The sequence below is a fragment of the Proteus columbae genome (assembly GCF_002777965.1).
Taxonomy (GTDB): Bacteria; Pseudomonadota; Gammaproteobacteria; order Enterobacterales; family Enterobacteriaceae; genus Proteus; species Proteus columbae.
The window spans coordinates 106,317-122,824 of record NZ_NGVR01000009.1 but is presented as its reverse complement, the minus strand read 5'-3'; the positions used below and the strand labels follow the sequence as shown (position 1 = coordinate 122,824).

Here is a 16,508-nt window from a genome sequence, read left to right as displayed (position 1 = left end):
TTGTGTAAATAATGATGTTCATTGCTGACGGGCTAAATGCCATTGCAAAGCACTTTTAAACATTAAGGTAAAAATTGCCATCATCGCAAGTAATGCCGCCGCAGTAAATGCACCGACGGTATTGTAATCTTGATGCAATAATTCAACTTGTAACGGTAGTGAATAGGTTTCGCCACGAATAGCACCAGATACCACAGAAACCGCACCAAATTCACCAATAGCTCTGGCATTAGTTAATACCACACCATATAACAATGCCCAGCGAATATTTGGTAATGTCACTCGCCAAAACATCTTCCAACCACTCGCTCCTAATAACACGGCTGCTTCATCTTCTTGGCTGCCTTGGCTCATCATCACTGGCACCAGTTCTCTCACTACAAAAGGGCAAGTGACAAACACTGTCACTAATACCATTCCCGGCCATGAGAACATAAGTTGAATATCAAATTGCGATAACCACTGCCCAGCCCAGCCATTGCTACCGTAAAAAAGCAGATAAAGTAATCCAGCAACCACTGGAGACACTGCAAATGGAATATCAATCAGTGTCATTAATAACTGGCGCCCAGGAAAACGAAAGCGCGTGACAAGCCATGCCATACTGACACCGAACAACATATTGACAGGTACAGTGATTAGCGCGATGAGTACAGTTAACCAGACAGCATGTAACATATCGCTGTCTAATAAGTTCTCAGTAAATATTTCAACGCCTTTTGAAAACGCGGTCATAAAGATCCACGCAATAGGCACAACTAAAAACAAAATGGATAACACAACGCCTGTAAGGATTAATCCCCACTTTACCCAATCAATTTGGCGACGATATGCCGAACGTTGTTGCATAATATCCGACATCAATGCCCCCTCAATCGTTGACCAAATCGGCTTTGTAATCCATTAATTGAAAACAGTAAGACTAATGAAACAAGTAAAATTACAGAAGCAACTGCACTTGCCGCAGGATAATCAAATTCTTGCAATCGAATAAAAATCATCAAAGAAACGACTTCTGTTTGCCATGCAATATTGCCGGCAATAAAAATAACCGCACCAAACTCACCTAAACTACGCGTAAAAGAGAGCGCGGTTCCCGCTATTAGTGCCGGTGATAACTCAGGTAATACAACTTTACGAAAAGTCTGCCAACGACTCGCCCCTAGCGTCTCAGCCGCTTCTTCATACTCAGGGCCCAACTCTTCAAGAACTGGCTGAACCGTTCTTACAACAAAAGGTAAACTGGTAAAAGCCATAGCAACGGCAATACCAATCCATGTATTAATGACTTTGATATCAAATTTATCCAATACAAAACCGTACCAGCCTTGAGTTGAAAAAAGAGTTGCGAGTGTCAAGCCAGCAACCGCCGTAGGTAAAGCGAAAGGTAAATCCATTAAGCCATCGAGTAGTTGTCTACCCGGAAAACGGTAACGAGTAATGATCCACGCAAGCAACATACCGAAAATAGCATTAAAAATACTGGCAACTGCCGCTGCTAATAGCGTGACTTTATAAGCGGCCACAATTTGAGGATGCGTTATCACTGCCCAATATTGAGACCAACTCATATCAGAAAGTTGCACAACCAGCGCACTCATTGGTAACAGTAAGATCAAGCAGGTATAAAACAGTGTTCCACCTAAACTTAATCCAAATCCTGGTAATACCCGTTTACTGGTTGTGGTAAACATTATTGACGTCCTTGCGCTAACAATTTATCAAGCATGCCATCTGTCGTGAAATGTGTTTTCATCACGTTATTCCAGTCACCAAATACCTCTTCAATCGTAAATAGTGACGTTGTTGGGAATTGTGCTACTTTTTCAGCCATGACCGCTTTATCATTTACGCGATAATTAAATTGCGTAATGATCTCTTGTGCTCTAGGGCTGTATAAATAATTTAGATAGGCTTTCGCCAATGCTTCGGTGTCATTACGTTGAACGTTTTTATCAATCCAAGCGACAGGAAACTCAGCTAAAATATCAACAGGTGGCACAATGACTTGATATTCATCTTCACCATATTGTTGACGAATATTATTAACTTCAGATTCAAAGCTTATTAATACATCTCCAAGTCCACGTTCAATAAAAGAAGTCGTTGCACCACGACCTCCTGTATCAAATACCTCAACATTCTTGAGGAATTTCTTCATCGCTTCTTGTGTCTTCTCATTATTACCATAAGCTTTTTCAAATGCTCCCCACGCTGCTAAATAGGTATAGCGACCATTACCCGATGTTTTAGGATTAGGGAAAACCACTTTGACATCTTCACGCGTTAAATCTTCCCATGAAGTGATGTTCTTTGGATTTCCTTTGCGTACTAAATACGCCATGGTGGAATAATAAGGTGAACTATTATTAGGAAGACGTTGTTGCCAATCAGCAGGAATTAATTTGCCTTTATCATGCAAAATTTGCACATCAGTGACTTGGTTATAGGTCACTACATCCGCAGGTAAACCTTGCAATATGGCAAGTGCTTGCTTAGAAGAACCCGCATGAGATTGTTTGATGGTGACTTTATTGTCAGGATGTTGAGCATCCCACTGCGTTTTAAAATCACTATTTAGCTGTGTGAATAGCTCTCTTGCGATATCGTAAGAGCTATTAAGTAATTGAGCTGCTCCCGCATAACTACTAACAACCAAAGACAATGCTGCGGTTGCTTGTAATGCAAAGGTTCTGATTGTGTTTTTCTTCATCAAAAGTACCCATCATTGTAAGTTTTATTCTAATGGTTACTCTATCGACTTTATTTATAACAGTGTAGTTAGCTTTTGTTATTTGATATAACCATAAGCTATTAAAACCGAATGAAACTCAGTCTAATCAATTAAATTTACATCAATTACTCTTTATGTGAAAAAAATTCAGACAAAAATGCCCGCTTTTAAAGCAGGCATTTCATTAATAAAACGTATTTAACACCAGATAATGATTACAGTGCTTTTAATACTTCATAAGAAGGTGCGAAGTAATAACTCCCTGTTACAGGTTTACTCATACGTAATAGGTCGTCATGTTTGCCGTCTAATTCACCAAACATACTCAATAGTTGCTGCTCAATGTTATATAAACGACCACAGTAAGCTAAGAAATATAAACCATGTTTACCGCTTGCAGTACCGTAAGGCAGGCTGTGACGTAAAATCGCTAGTTCTTCACCATCTTCTTCAATCACAACACGAGAAACGTGAGATGTCACATTACGCTCGGATTCATCAAGTTCAACACTGTCTTTTTTAGTGCGACCGATCATTTTTTCTTGGTCTGATTCACTAAAACGAGCCCATTTCTTCAGGTTATGCTCATAACGTTGAACTAAAACATAACTACCACCAGCATCAACACCGTCATTAATTAGTGCAACACCATAACGCTCATCATCTTGTGGATTTTCTGTGCCATCGATGAAACCACTTAAATCGCGCTCATCTATCCAACGGAAACCATGAATTTCTTCTTCAACTTTGATTGCATCACCAAAAGCAGCAATTGCGGCTTGTGCCAGTGAGAAATTCACATCATGACGCATAGATTGAATATGAATAAGAAGATCGCGCTGTGTTGCAGGCGCTAAACCTTTACCTAAAGGGCGAAAAGGTTTCAGTTCTGGTGCGCTATTTTCATCAGAAAGTTTTTTCCAAAGATCAGAGCCGAATGCAACAACTGCGCCTAGTGATGCATCAGGAAATTGCTTTTGTAAATCAGATAATGATTGCATGAATTTCTGACATCCTTCACGCAGAGCCTCTAATTCACCCACAACCATTGCTTCGATAAAAAGACCAAATTTACTATGTGCGACTAAAATGCCACTTTGTGCATGAGACATATTGCTTTCCTAATCAATAATCAAAACACCCAGAATGATGTTGATTATATCGAATATTTTTTCCTGAAGATTTGCCTTTTAACAAAAATCGGACAGTCTGATTATAAAATCTTCCTTGTTTTATAAGGAATAGCATAAGGAATAGCGTGAAGGCTATTTGTTCTGCCAAATAATTTGCGTTAATGTCCAATTAGATAAAACTTCATCAGGTGGCATTAATCCATCAGGACCATCCCATTGACCACTAAAGACATAACTCACCGATTTAGCTTCTGCGGATTGGCATAAAATGGTTCTCTGTTTTTCATCTTTAGGGCCTTTGCTGCACGCACCAAATGCTTTTTTATAGATATCTTTAAATGGTGTACCTATAGTTGTACCCCAATCCGTCGTTGCCTTGGCATCAAAGACTTCTATTTTCTCAACGGTACCTTTTTCTTTGCCATAGAAAGCCACTTGAACTTTATTATCTGCGAGCGCTTGGACGACAACAATAATATCGCTACCTTGCATCTCCATACCTTCACGATAATTAAAGCTACCACCTAACTCATTTTTTATTTCACTTTCTGTTATTTTTGTTGAGCTGGCAATATTTCCTAATCCATTGGCAGAAACTGTTAACGTATCACTTGAAAACCAATTCATCGGATTTAGTGCAGAAAAAGACATTCCTCCCATGGATGAACAGCCACTTAATAGCAAAACACTTGTGCTTAAACACAAGGGTAACCAAAACTTAGGCATCATTTATTTCTCCGTTAAACTTTTTCGTCACACATTAAAATAGACATTGAGGTTATTAAGAACACCTTATCTTACTCTTTGTATCGCCTCAATCATCAGGCTAAAACAGTCGCGATAAGTCAGCATAACAAAATATTTACTGATTTGATCTTAGATAACCACATGAAAAGAAAGCCTAGTTACGACCATCAACATAACATTTTGTTCCACAGAAAAGGCAATATCAGATTTTACGCATAAAATAAGAAGTACAAATGTAAGAATAGGAACAAAGAAAAAAGAGATAAATATAAAGGGAAGAGAAACAACCCCTAAAAATATCAGGGGCTTTAAACACAATTAAAGATCGAAATCCTGATCAACAATTAATCGTTTAGTATAAGTTGTGCTTTCTTGGTTTTGATCTTCATACAATAACTTCTCAAACATACAAATTGTTGCATCATTTTCTTCAGGCACAACTAATGTAATTTGAGGACACCCTTTTGCAATCAGCTTTTTCTCTAATCGAGAGATCAATGCATTCGCAATGCCTCTTCCTCGAAAATCAGGGTGAACGCCTAAATAGTATAAAGAGCCACGATGACCATCGTAACCTCCCATCACACTACCCACAATCTCACCTGCCACTTCTGCTATCAAAAATAAATCGGGTGAGTGGTTTAATTTTCTTTCAATATCAATTTCAGGATCGTTATCAGGCGATATCAAATCGCAACGCTCCCAAAGTGTAATAATTGCCTCAAAATCATCTTGGCGAAATACACGTATTTCCATGGTTTTGCCCATTATCGGTCACATAAATCTGAATTTATTATCGCTTGTTTGGTTTATGAATCAACTTGAAAATGAGAACATAGACAATATGGAGTTCTATTTTTAATAAATATGATAAAAATTGTAGGTTATTATGAATTTACCTGATATTCATCGCGTTAAAGAATTTTTCTTATCACTACAAGATACGATTTGTCGCTCCCTTGAAAACATAGACCCAAAAGCCACTTTTCAGCAAGATAACTGGGAAAGAAAAGAAGGGGGCGGTGGTCGTACTCGCGTTTTAACCAATGGCGCTCTTTTTGAACAAGCTGGCGTCAATTTCTCACATGTTTATGGCGATACATTACCGAAATCTGCCACTGCACATCGCCCTGAATTAGCTGGACGTCGTTTTCAAGCAATGGGAGTGTCATTAGTTATTCACCCTCTTAATCCTTATATTCCGACCTCTCATGCTAATGTCCGTTTTTTTATTGCTGAAAAGGAAGGTGAAGATCCCGTTTGGTGGTTTGGTGGTGGCTTTGACTTAACACCTTATTATGGATTTGAAGAAGACGTTATTCATTGGCATAAAGTTGCTAAATCAGTGTGTACTCCTTTTAGTGAAGATTATTATCCTCGTTATAAAAAATGGTGTGATGATTACTTTTATATAAAACACCGCAATGAACCGCGTGGTGTAGGTGGTCTTTTCTTTGATGATTTAAATACCCCAGATTTTGACCATTGTTTCGAATTTGTCCAACACGTTGGACTTGGTTATATTGATGCCTATTTACCTATTGTTGAAAAACGCAAATCAATACCTTGGGGTGAGCGTGAACGCCAGTTCCAACTCTATCGCCGCGGTCGCTATGTTGAATTCAATTTAGTGTGGGATAGAGGCACATTATTTGGCTTACAAAGCGGTGGAAGAACAGAGTCAATTTTAATGTCGATGCCACCTTTAGTTCGTTTTGAGTATGATTACTCCCCTGAACAAAATACCCCAGAAGCAAAGTTATACAGTGACTTTTTGATCCAAAAAGAGTGGGTGTAACGACTTAATTTATTGATGATAAAGCCACATTAAAATGTGGCTTTACTGAAATATAACTAGAAGATTAATGATAAATATTTTCTAAAATCAATTAAACAAAAAAGCCAGTAACCCTGTGACTTTATTTTTATTTTCCCATCCTTCGGCTCTCATGCAGGTATTAAAATAATCTTTACGCGACCATTCATTAGCATCATAAGGAACTGATGGCCCAATCCCTGCATTAGGGATCTCTTTCCCATTAATTCGCATCGGTGCAAACACAGGTTTACTTGGCGTCACATATTTCACGGTATATTGCTTGTTCGCTTCTTGGTTACACATATTTTTGGCAATATCTAAAGGAGATGGAGTGGTAGTATTCGCTTCCCATTTTTCAGGTGTTGCACAAGCAGAAAGCATAAAAATTGATGTGATAATAATCTTTTTTTTCAAAGTAATAGCTCTTTAAGGCGAATAGGAATCAATTGCATTTTAAATTATTATTTGAAAAATTAAATTAATTTTTTATGAAATATAAAAAACCACTGCCAGCAGTGTCATTAAAATAACTACTTAAATTGTAGGTATAAAAAAGCCACATAAAAATGTGGCTTTTCACTTAAATAAGAAATTTAGTTTTCTTATTTCGATTTCTTCAAGTGCGACATTAAACGCTTACGTTTACGCATTTGAGAAACGGTTAATTTATTTTTCTTATCCGCATAAGGGTTTTCACCCTCTTTAAATTGAATGCGGATTGGCGTACCCATAACTTGCAGAGTACGGCGGAAATAGTTCATTAAATAGCGCTTATAGCTATCTGGTAAATCAGTTACCTGATTGCCATGAATAACGACAACAGGTGGATTATAACCACCAGCGTGTGCATATTTCATTTTTACACGGCGTCCGCGAACAATCGGTGGCTGATGATCATCTTCTGCCATCTTCATGATACGAGTTAGCATAGAAGTTCCTACGCGACGCGTTGCACAGACATAGGCTTCTTGAATTGATTCAAAAAGATTACCAACGCCACTACCATGTAATGCAGAAATAAAATGAACTCGCGCAAAGTCAACAAAGCCCAGTTTAAGATCAAGCATTGCTTTTACTTGCTCTCGGTCGTCTTGTGTCATGCCATCCCATTTATTGACAGCAATGACTAATGAACGACCTGCATTCAGGATATAACCTAATAATGAAAGATCCTGATCTGAAATACCTTCACGAGCATCAATAACTAGCAATGCAACGTTAGAGTCTTCAATGGCTTGTAATGTTTTGATAACAGAGAATTTTTCTACTGTTTCTTTTACTTTACCACGTTTACGAACACCCGCTGTATCGATGATGATATATTCTTTCTCATCGCGTTCCATTGGGATATAGATACTGTCACGGGTTGTACCCGGCATATCGTAAACAACCACACGATCTTCACCAAGCATACGGTTCGTCAGCGTTGATTTACCGACATTAGGACGGCCAACTATCGCTAATTTTACTGGTAATGTAGAAGGATCGAAGTCGTCTTCTTCCTCTTCTAACGCTTGCGCTTCTTGTTCTGCTTCTAATGCAGCCCAATAAGCCGCATTTTCTTCTTCTTCAGTCAGCTCTAGCTCTTCTTCCACCACTTTCCCCGTAATAGGTAATAGTGCTTGTTCAATCAATTGAGCAACACCACGACCGTGAGATGCAGCGATTGGGAAGATTTCACCTAATCCTAAAGAATAAAAATCAGCTAATGCAGTATCAATATCGATACCGTCAGTTTTATTCGCAACTAAATACGTTTTTTTCTCAACACCACGAAGGTGTTTTGCAATACCTTGGTCTGCTGGCATCAAGCCCGCACGGGCATCAACTAAAAACAGTACGATATCGGCTTCTTGAATAGCCTGTAGCGACTGTGATGCCATATGGGTTTCAACACCCTCTTCAGCACCATCAATACCACCGGTATCAATAATAATAAATTCTTCGCCTTCTAACTCTGCTCGACCATATTTACGGTCACGGGTGAGGCCTGGAAAATCGGCAACTAATGCGTCTCTTGTGCGTGTTAGTCGATTAAATAACGTGGATTTACCCACGTTAGGGCGCCCTACTAAGGCAATAACGGGTATCATTTTTTGATGCCTCATAAAAATACAATCACAAATCTGATTGTATTTTACATGTAATTACTAAAAAGACGAAACGGCTCCTTTAAAGGAGCCGTAAAATAAATAGATTTGTCAGCAATTAATTACCGACTATAAAGATAAAGCTTACCGTCACGAGCTTGGATCATCAGTTTATCTTGTACCGCTTGAGGGCGGCTTAATAAACCTGAACTGTTCACTTGGTTTTGTGCAATAAATTTACCTGTGTTGGTATCAATCCAATGGAGATAACCTTCTGCATCACCAACCACTAAATAGCCATCAAAAATAGCCGGAGCAGTTAAATTGCGATGCAATAAATCTTCTTGTGTCCATAATGTCACACCATCAGACTTACGAACAGATAAAACTCTGTCATTTTGGTCAACAAGGTAAAGATTATCACCCAACAGTACCATATCATTGACTGAGCCTAACTCACGTTTCCAAAGGATTTGTCCAGAACGCATATCAAGGCTAACTAAGTTGCCGTTATACGCCATTGCATAAACAGTATTTTCATCAATAATCGGTGTAATATCCACATCATTTAATCGGCTAATTTCAGTAGAGCCTTTAATTTGTGAAATATTTTGTTGCCAAATCAACTGTCCTTGAGAAAGAACAACTGCACTGACACGGCCATTATCTGCACCAATAATAGCAGCACCGTAAGCAACAGCAGGTGCAGACTCACCACGAAGAGATAATGATGGCGTGTCTAAGTTAATAGTCCAAGAAATCTCACCACTTAATAAGTCGAGTCCTTGCAACATACCATTACTAGTATGAATAAGGACTAAGCCATCACTAACAACAGGTTTTGAAATGGCTTCACCAGCAACATCTGTTTCCCAATCAATGGAACCATCTTCAGTATTCAGTGCATATACTTTCGCTTTTTCAGTTCCCACAAAAACGCGAGTACCTGAAACTGTTAACCCACCAGAAAGTAATGCAGACTCATTGGATGAAAGAAAACCGGTTTTAATAGAGAGATCTTGTGACCAAAGCTCTTTACCTGTTTCTACATCTAATGCTTTAACTAAACCATGGCGATCAGCGACATAAACAGCTGCGCTATCCCATGTCGGTGACAAGTGAGAATAGTATTTACCAATACCATTTCCAACTGATTTGTCCCAAACAGCTCTAGGTGTAAATTGGCTTTGCACCTCAGGCAATGGAGACATTGTCACATTATCCTGTTCACTAGAACATCCTGCCAACAAAGCAGATGCTAGTAGACCAACCAGGAGAGTTTTACGCAGTTGCATGTCTGAAGATCCCTTTAATTGGATAAATTATTGAGTTTAAGTTCAACCAGTGAGCGAATAGCACCCGCATTTTCATCAGTTAATGCGCTACGATAAGCGGCTGTTGCACCTGTGTTATCGCCTTTTTTCGCTAAGACATCACCACGGATATAATTTTTCATTCCATTCCATGCTTTGCCTTTCACTTGCTCTAACGAAACTAAAGCAGCATCTGTTTTATCTAATGCTAATTGTACGCGAGCTAAACGAAGATTAAGCATATCTGCAAATGCATCATTTTTTACTTTTGCCACAGCATTCGTTAGATGACGTTCACCACTGACTAAATCATTAGCATCGATAGCGATTTGGGCTAGCTCTAATGAAGCTAAAGCGCCATAAATATCATTCGTTTCAGTAACAAACTTTTCAGCTAATGCAATATTTTCAGGCGTAGGCTTAGCAAGTGCCTCACTGACTGTTGCAAAAGCACCTGCACTTTCTTGCAGACGATTTGTTTGATGTGATTGCCAATATTTCCAACCAAACACACCACCAAAACCAATAACAGCGGCTAAAACAATAGTTAAACCGTAGTTTTTAAAGAACTGTTTAATTGCATCAACTTGTTCGTTTTCGGTGCTATAAACTTCCACAAGTCTCTCCTTAACCTAATAACAGAGTCAATTGCTGAGCGAGGTCATTGCGAGCAACGATTGTTTGTTCCCCTGAACGCAAATCTTTCACTGCAACAGTGCCAGCATTAATTTCATCTTCGCCTAAAATCAGAGCAATTTTAGCGCCTTGTTTATCAGCACGTCCTAACTGCTTTTTAAAGTTACCATTACCATGATTCGTCATTAAACGTAATGTAGGTAATTGATCACGAATTTCTTCCGCCAGCATTAGTGCTGCGCTTTGGCTCTTTTCACCAAATGAAGCGAGATAAACATCAGCGACATTAGTATCTGCAACAAATTCAGGGTTAACCGCTTGAACTAATAAGATCATGCGCTCCATTCCCATAGCAAAACCAACTGCGGGAGTTGGATGTCCACCAAGTTGTTTCACAAGACCATCATAACGGCCACCTGCGCACACTGTTCCTTGTGAACCTAATGCGCTGGTCACCCACTCAAAAACAGTACGGTTATAATAGTCTAAACCACGAACTAAACGCTGATTAACACGATATGTAATACCGACAGCATCCAATAAGGCACAAAGACCATCAAAGTGCGCTCTTGATTCGTCATCAAGATAATCGAAAAGTTCAGGCGCATCATTCAATAAAGTCTGAATTTCAGGATTTTTTGAGTCTAAAACACGTAATGGGTTAGAATACATACGACGTTTGCAGTCTTCATCTAACTTATCTACATGCTGCTCTAAGAAAGCAACTAATGCTTCACGATATTTAGCACGCGCTTCTAATGAACCAATAGAGTTAAGTTCTAATGTTACGTGTTCTGCAATGCCTAACGCTTTCCACCAGCGCGCAGTTAGCATAATTAATTCCGCATCAATATCTGGGCCTTGTAGACCAAAGACCTCTGCACCTAACTGGTGGAATTGACGATAACGACCTTTTTGAGGACGCTCATAACGGAACATTGGCCCTAAATACCATAAACGTTGTTCTTGATTATAAAGCAAGCCATGCTCGATACCTGCACGAACACAACCGGCTGTATTTTCTGGGCGTAATGTCAGACTTTGGGCATCTTCGCCACGATCGGTAAAAGTATACATTTCTTTTTCAACAACATCGGTCACTTCACCAATTGCTCGCTGAAATAGAGGGGTATGCTCTACGATAGGTGTTCTGATTTCACTAAAGCCGTAACCCGCTAAAATTTGTTTTAGCGTATTTTCAATTTTCTGCCATACACGAGTGTCAGCAGGTAGATAGTCGTTCATACCACGAATGGCTTGGATTTTTTGTGCCACTTTTCTTCTCTAATAGTTATTAATTGATTGTTAGGCTGATTATAGAAGCGAAATCAATCAGTATTCAATGTGAAATCAATAGTAAAACTGGCTCATTGATTAATGAGCCAGTTTTTTGAGCGTTATTTGTTCAATTGATTTATGTTTATACGCATACTGTCATCAAGCATTGATGCTTTAGCACGAATTTTGGCTTCTAATAAATCAATCATATTAACGTTATCAAGACGCTCTTTTTGTCTCACGCCATCTTCATAAAAACCACTGCGTGTTTTAGCGCCAGTTACACCTAACGTTGAAACTTCAGCTTCGCCCGGACCATTAACAACACAACCAATAATAGAAACATCCATAGGTGTGATGATATCTTCCAAACGTTGCTCTAGTTCGTTGACTGTTCCAATAACATCAAATTCTTGACGGGAACAGGTTGGACAAGCAATAAAGTTAATTCCGCGAGAACGAATACGTAAGGATTTGAGAATATCGAAACCAACTTTAACTTCTTCAACTGGATCCGCAGCTAATGAGATCCTTAATGTATCGCCGATACCTTCTGATAATAAGATCCCAAGGCCAATCGCAGATTTAACCGATCCCGCTCTTGCGCCACCCGCTTCGGTGATCCCAAGATGTAGAGGTTGATCTATTTTTTTCGCTAATAAACGGTAAGAATCAACAGCAAGGAAAACATCAGAAGCTTTAACGCTTATCTTGAATTGATCGAAATTGAGTCGTTCAAGAATATCAACATGGCGCATTGCTGATTCCACCAATGCTTCTGGTGTAGGTTCGCCGTATTTCTCTTGAATATCTTTTTCAAGTGAACCGCCGTTTACGCCAATGCGAATAGGAATATTGTTGTGACGAGCACAATCAACAACCTGGCGAATGCGTTCTTCACTACCAATATTACCCGGATTGATACGTAAGCAATCAACACCATATTCAGCGACTTTTAAAGCGATGCGATAGTCAAAATGAATATCAGCGACTAAAGGCACATTGACTTGTTGCTTAATTAATTTGAATGCTTCCGCAGCATCCATTGTAGGTATAGAAACACGAACAATATCCACCCCTACACGTTCCAGAGATTTTATCTGGCGAACAGTCGCATCTACGTCTGTCGTTCGTGTATTCGTCATCGACTGTACTGCGATAGGAGCACCATCGCCAATAGGTACATTGCCCACATAAATTCGTGTCGATTTGCGACGAATAATAGGTGATTCTTTATGCATTGATTAATTCTCCCATGCTTCCATGCTTGCTCAAATGTGTAGTCAGATTAAGCGCTCGGTACTGTTATTTTTGCTATTTTTCCAGTAAAACGGCTTAAATCAACAGATTCACCATTAAACTGTAAGCGAGTAACAGAAGGTGCGCCTATTTTTAGTTTATAAGGTTGCTCACCATCAAATTCCAAACGATCACCCGCTTTCTTAATACCATTAAATAAGACTTTATTTTGAGCATTACGAACTTCTAACCAACATTCACCATCAAACATAAGAACCAATTGATTCGCAATAGCAGGAGCTTCCGATGAGGTAGATTCTTGCGTTGAATTTGCTCGAGAAGTTGTTGATGTTGTTAGAGGTGATACTGGTAGTGGAACCGTTCTCACTTCTGTTGGTTCTGGTGACGTCGTTTCAGTCGTTGGTGATGTAGCAACATTATTCGCCTGATTATCGACTAATGGCGACGCAGATACTTGTAAATTATCACCTTCAGATGTTGACGTATTATCTAAGGTTGCTATAGGAGGATCTATCGTGTTGGGGGTTTCTTGTGTACTATTTTGCCCTACGTCTTGAGATGCCATAGAGACTAATTCTTGTTGATCAGCTTGATGACCTTGCCACCACCAAACCCCCACAAGGGCAACCATAACAATCAAAATCACCCATGTGATTTTCATCAGCCAACCTTCACGTTTTTTATGACGTTTGCCTAATGAGTAATTTTGAGTGGTTGTCATTCTAATTTGTTTGACAGGAGCTTGTTGGTTAATAAAACCCAAGATATCTTTTTCAGGAACGCCAACTAACTTAGCATAAGAACGCATGTATCCGCGTAAAAATGTGGGTGCAATATCAGAAGAAACAGAATCTGTTTCAATGTCGCGCACTGTTGATAACTTCAAACAAAGTCGATCAGCAACAGTTTGTTGTGTTAGCCCTACTTTTTCTCGTGCCTGACGTAAAAGTTGACCTGCTGTTAATTTCACTTCTTCGGTTTTGTTTTCAGTATTCATTAGCAATCTAGGCACTGTGGCTATTGGATGTTTAACATTGATGAAATCGCAAAAGCACAAAGTACCTTAACGTATCACCGCGAACTTTTTGATATTTTATTATCACTTTGCTGACAGACCAAATAATCTGGCGGTATATCCTCAATTAACACACTATTATTGTTTAATAGTTTTTGTTCACAAAGGAAATTACCATAAAGCCTTAATACATTAACATTTACTGGCTTCGAGTTCATCGCTAATTTGTAATAATCTAACGCTTGAATAGAATTTCCCAATAACTGCGATGTTAACGCCATTCCTAAATTCGCGTCAGGGTGATTTGGCATCACCGATAACACTTTTTGAAAATGATATTGCGCTATTTGATATTGTCTTTCAGCTAAATAAGCATCACCTAATTGTAAACGTGTAGACACTGCAACACGTTCTTGATTGGCTGATGATTGACAACCAAGTGTCAATAACATCAAGCCAATAGTTATAACTACTGATGATATCCTTATCATCGTTTTATTCCTCAAATATGTTCATCCATGTTCTCTCTACATTGTAATTATGTAATACACTTCACAAAGAAAGAGATATCCAACTGTATCAGACTGCTTTTACTGAAATTAGTTCACCTTGTTGGCGTTTTTTCAGTGTGCGTTTTGTACGGTCAATAACATCACCTGCTAATTGTCCACAAGCCGCATCAATATCATCGCCACGGGTTTTACGTACAATCGTCGTAAAGCCATATTCCATTAATACTTTAGAGAAACGGTCAATACGGCTATTAGAACTACGTCCATATGGCGCACCTGGGAACGGGTTCCATGGAATTAAGTTAATTTTACACGGCGTGTCTTTTAAAAGCTCTGCTAATTGGTGAGCTTGGTCTGTGCTGTCATTAATATGATCAAGCATGACATACTCAATAGTCACTCGTCCTTGGTTCGCGTTTGATTTAGCAATATAACGGCGAACACCTTCAAGAAACATTTCAATATTGTATTTCTTGTTAATTGGAACGATTTCATCACGAATTTCATCAGTTGGTGCATGCAATGAAATGGCTAAAGCTACGTCAACAGCATCACCTAATTTATCTAATGCAGGTACAACACCTGATGTAGAAACAGTGACACGACGTTTAGATAGACCAAAACCAAAATCATCCATCATGATTTCAAGTGCTGGAATAACATTATTTAAATTCAGTAATGGCTCACCCATTCCCATCATCACGACGTTAGTAATAGGACGACGGCCTGTCTCTTTTAATGAGCCAATAATTTTAGCTGCACGCCAAACTTGCCCAATAATTTCAGAGACTTTCAAGTTACGGTTAAAACCTTGCTGTGCAGTTGAACAGAATTTACACTCTAAAGCACAACCCACTTGCGAAGAAACACATAATGTTGCGCGATCATCTTCTGGAATGTACACAGTTTCTACTTGTTGATCGCCAACTTTAATTGCCCATTTAATCGTGCCATCTGTTGAACGTTGTTCTTCAGAAACTTCAGGTGCTTTAATTTCAGCAATTTCTTTTAATTTATTGCGTAACACCTTGTTGATATCTGTCATTTGATCAAAATCGTCATAACAGTAGTGGTACATCCACTTCATAATTTGGTCAGCACGGAACGGTTTTTCGCCCATAGAGACAAAAAGCTCACGCATCTGTTTACGATTTAAATCTAACAGATTAATTTTAGTTTTTTGATTCACAGTATTTTCTTTAGAAACAGCGACAGAAGCGCTTGGCGCTGGAGTGGTAGATTGGGTCATGACATTGCCTCGTTGTTACACTATGCGGCCTGCATTAGCATTGATGCTAATGGGATACTTATATATTTGTATAATTAAACAATAATAAAAAACGCCCTGTTAATTATCAAACAGGGCGTCGCATTGTACTGTTTTTCGCGTAGAGATGCTAATAAATTAGCGCGCGCAAACTTCGTTTTCAGTGAAGAAGTATGCAATTTCACGCGCAGCAGAAGCTTCTGAATCTGAACCGTGTACCGCATTTTCAGTAAAGCTATCAGCGTAGTCAGCGCGTAATGTACCCGCTAATGCGTTGTCTGGGTTAGTTGCGCCCATCAGATCACGATGACGTTGAATCGCATTTTCACCTTCTAACACTTGAACCATGATTGGGCCAGAAGTCATAAATTCAACTAAACCGTCAAAGAAAGGACGGCCTTTGTGTTCTTCATAAAACCCTTCAGCTTGTTCGCGCGTTAAATGCAACATTTTAGCGCCAATGATGCTAAAACCAGCACTTTCAAAACGGTGATAAATAGCACCGATAACATTTTTTTTCACTGCGTTTGGTTTGATAATAGAAAATGTGCGCTGAATAGCCATGTCTTACCTCTAAATTATTTTATTAATGATAACTTTTGTTATCTCTTTTATCGCAGATCATGGAAAAACGAATCAAAAACCGCATTCCCTGCAAAAAATAGGGCTCGATTATAGGAGGATAAAAATGAATTGCACAGATT

17 protein-coding genes are annotated in these 16,508 nt (G+C 39.0%); 1 reads left to right on the top strand and 16 read right to left on the bottom strand.

Features of this window, described 5'->3' with window-relative positions; translation table 11 throughout:
* Window positions 1-18: 18 nt before the first annotated feature.
* The 6 genes from cysW to CBE70_RS04610 form a co-directional block, all read right to left on the bottom strand.
* Window positions 19-861, bottom strand: a complete 843-nt coding sequence (cysW, locus tag CBE70_RS04635; RefSeq protein ID WP_100158417.1) for a sulfate/thiosulfate ABC transporter permease CysW — start codon at window positions 859-861, stop codon at window positions 19-21.
* Window positions 861-1,694 (bottom strand): sulfate/thiosulfate ABC transporter permease CysT, encoded by an 834-nt coding sequence (gene cysT / locus CBE70_RS04630; RefSeq protein ID WP_100158416.1) that lies wholly within the window; start codon window positions 1,692-1,694, stop codon window positions 861-863. The genes cysW and cysT overlap by 1 nt, the downstream gene beginning before the upstream one ends.
* Window positions 1,694-2,713, bottom strand: coding sequence for a thiosulfate ABC transporter substrate-binding protein CysP (cysP, locus tag CBE70_RS04625; RefSeq protein ID WP_100158415.1), 1,020 nt, complete (start codon window positions 2,711-2,713; stop codon window positions 1,694-1,696). The genes cysT and cysP overlap by 1 nt, the downstream gene beginning before the upstream one ends.
* A gap of 236 nt (window positions 2,714-2,949) precedes the next feature.
* Complete coding sequence (locus tag CBE70_RS04620; RefSeq protein ID WP_100158414.1) at window positions 2,950-3,846, bottom strand: Dyp-type peroxidase; 897 nt, start codon at window positions 3,844-3,846, stop codon at window positions 2,950-2,952.
* A 153-nt stretch (window positions 3,847-3,999) separates the two neighbouring features.
* On the bottom strand, window positions 4,000-4,596 hold the full coding sequence (locus tag CBE70_RS04615) for an RpoE-regulated lipoprotein (protein ID WP_232797360.1): 597 nt from the start codon (window positions 4,594-4,596) through the stop codon (window positions 4,000-4,002).
* A 336-nt stretch (window positions 4,597-4,932) separates the two neighbouring features.
* Window positions 4,933-5,370, bottom strand: coding sequence for a GNAT family acetyltransferase (locus CBE70_RS04610; RefSeq protein ID WP_075670504.1), 438 nt, complete (start codon window positions 5,368-5,370; stop codon window positions 4,933-4,935).
* 133 nt (window positions 5,371-5,503) lie between these two features.
* On the opposite strand from CBE70_RS04610, the gene hemF reads away from it, so the two are divergent.
* A complete protein-coding gene (gene hemF, locus CBE70_RS04605; RefSeq protein WP_100158413.1) occupies window positions 5,504-6,412 on the top strand; it encodes an oxygen-dependent coproporphyrinogen oxidase in 909 nt (302 codons plus the stop codon).
* 87 nt (window positions 6,413-6,499) lie between these two features.
* On the opposite strand, the gene CBE70_RS04600 is transcribed toward hemF, so the two are convergent.
* From CBE70_RS04600 to ndk, 10 genes are all read right to left on the bottom strand, one after another.
* A complete protein-coding gene (locus CBE70_RS04600; protein ID WP_232797359.1) occupies window positions 6,500-6,847 on the bottom strand; it encodes a hypothetical protein in 348 nt (115 codons plus the stop codon).
* Between the two features lie 188 nt (window positions 6,848-7,035).
* Window positions 7,036-8,526, bottom strand: coding sequence for a ribosome biogenesis GTPase Der (gene der, locus CBE70_RS04595; RefSeq protein ID WP_075670500.1), 1,491 nt, complete (start codon window positions 8,524-8,526; stop codon window positions 7,036-7,038).
* 119 nt (window positions 8,527-8,645) lie between these two features.
* Window positions 8,646-9,818: an outer membrane protein assembly factor BamB gene (gene bamB / locus CBE70_RS04590; RefSeq protein WP_100158412.1), complete on the bottom strand. Its 1,173-nt coding sequence runs from the start codon at window positions 9,816-9,818 to the stop codon at window positions 8,646-8,648.
* Window positions 9,819-9,832: 14 nt separating this feature from the next.
* Window positions 9,833-10,453, bottom strand: a complete 621-nt coding sequence (locus CBE70_RS04585) for a YfgM family protein (RefSeq protein ID WP_100158411.1) — start codon at window positions 10,451-10,453, stop codon at window positions 9,833-9,835.
* A 10-nt stretch (window positions 10,454-10,463) separates the two neighbouring features.
* Window positions 10,464-11,747 carry a histidine--tRNA ligase gene (gene hisS / locus CBE70_RS04580; RefSeq protein ID WP_006533428.1) on the bottom strand — a complete coding sequence of 428 codons (1,284 nt, stop codon included), beginning with the start codon at window positions 11,745-11,747 and terminating at the stop codon, window positions 10,464-10,466.
* Window positions 11,748-11,869: 122 nt separating this feature from the next.
* Entirely contained in the window at window positions 11,870-12,991 is a 1,122-nt protein-coding gene (gene ispG / locus CBE70_RS04575) for a flavodoxin-dependent (E)-4-hydroxy-3-methylbut-2-enyl-diphosphate synthase (RefSeq protein ID WP_100158410.1), read from the bottom strand.
* A 47-nt stretch (window positions 12,992-13,038) separates the two neighbouring features.
* Window positions 13,039-14,007, bottom strand: a complete 969-nt coding sequence (gene rodZ / locus CBE70_RS04570) for a cytoskeleton protein RodZ (RefSeq protein WP_100158409.1) — start codon at window positions 14,005-14,007, stop codon at window positions 13,039-13,041.
* Window positions 14,008-14,081: 74 nt separating this feature from the next.
* On the bottom strand, window positions 14,082-14,516 hold the full coding sequence (locus CBE70_RS04565) for a hypothetical protein (protein ID WP_100158408.1): 435 nt from the start codon (window positions 14,514-14,516) through the stop codon (window positions 14,082-14,084).
* Window positions 14,517-14,604: 88 nt separating this feature from the next.
* On the bottom strand, window positions 14,605-15,786 hold the full coding sequence (locus CBE70_RS04560; RefSeq protein WP_023581631.1) for a bifunctional tRNA (adenosine(37)-C2)-methyltransferase TrmG/ribosomal RNA large subunit methyltransferase RlmN: 1,182 nt from the start codon (window positions 15,784-15,786) through the stop codon (window positions 14,605-14,607).
* Between the two features lie 156 nt (window positions 15,787-15,942).
* Complete coding sequence (gene ndk / locus CBE70_RS04555) at window positions 15,943-16,368, bottom strand: nucleoside-diphosphate kinase (protein WP_023581630.1); 426 nt, start codon at window positions 16,366-16,368, stop codon at window positions 15,943-15,945.
* Window positions 16,369-16,508 lie beyond the last annotated feature (140 nt).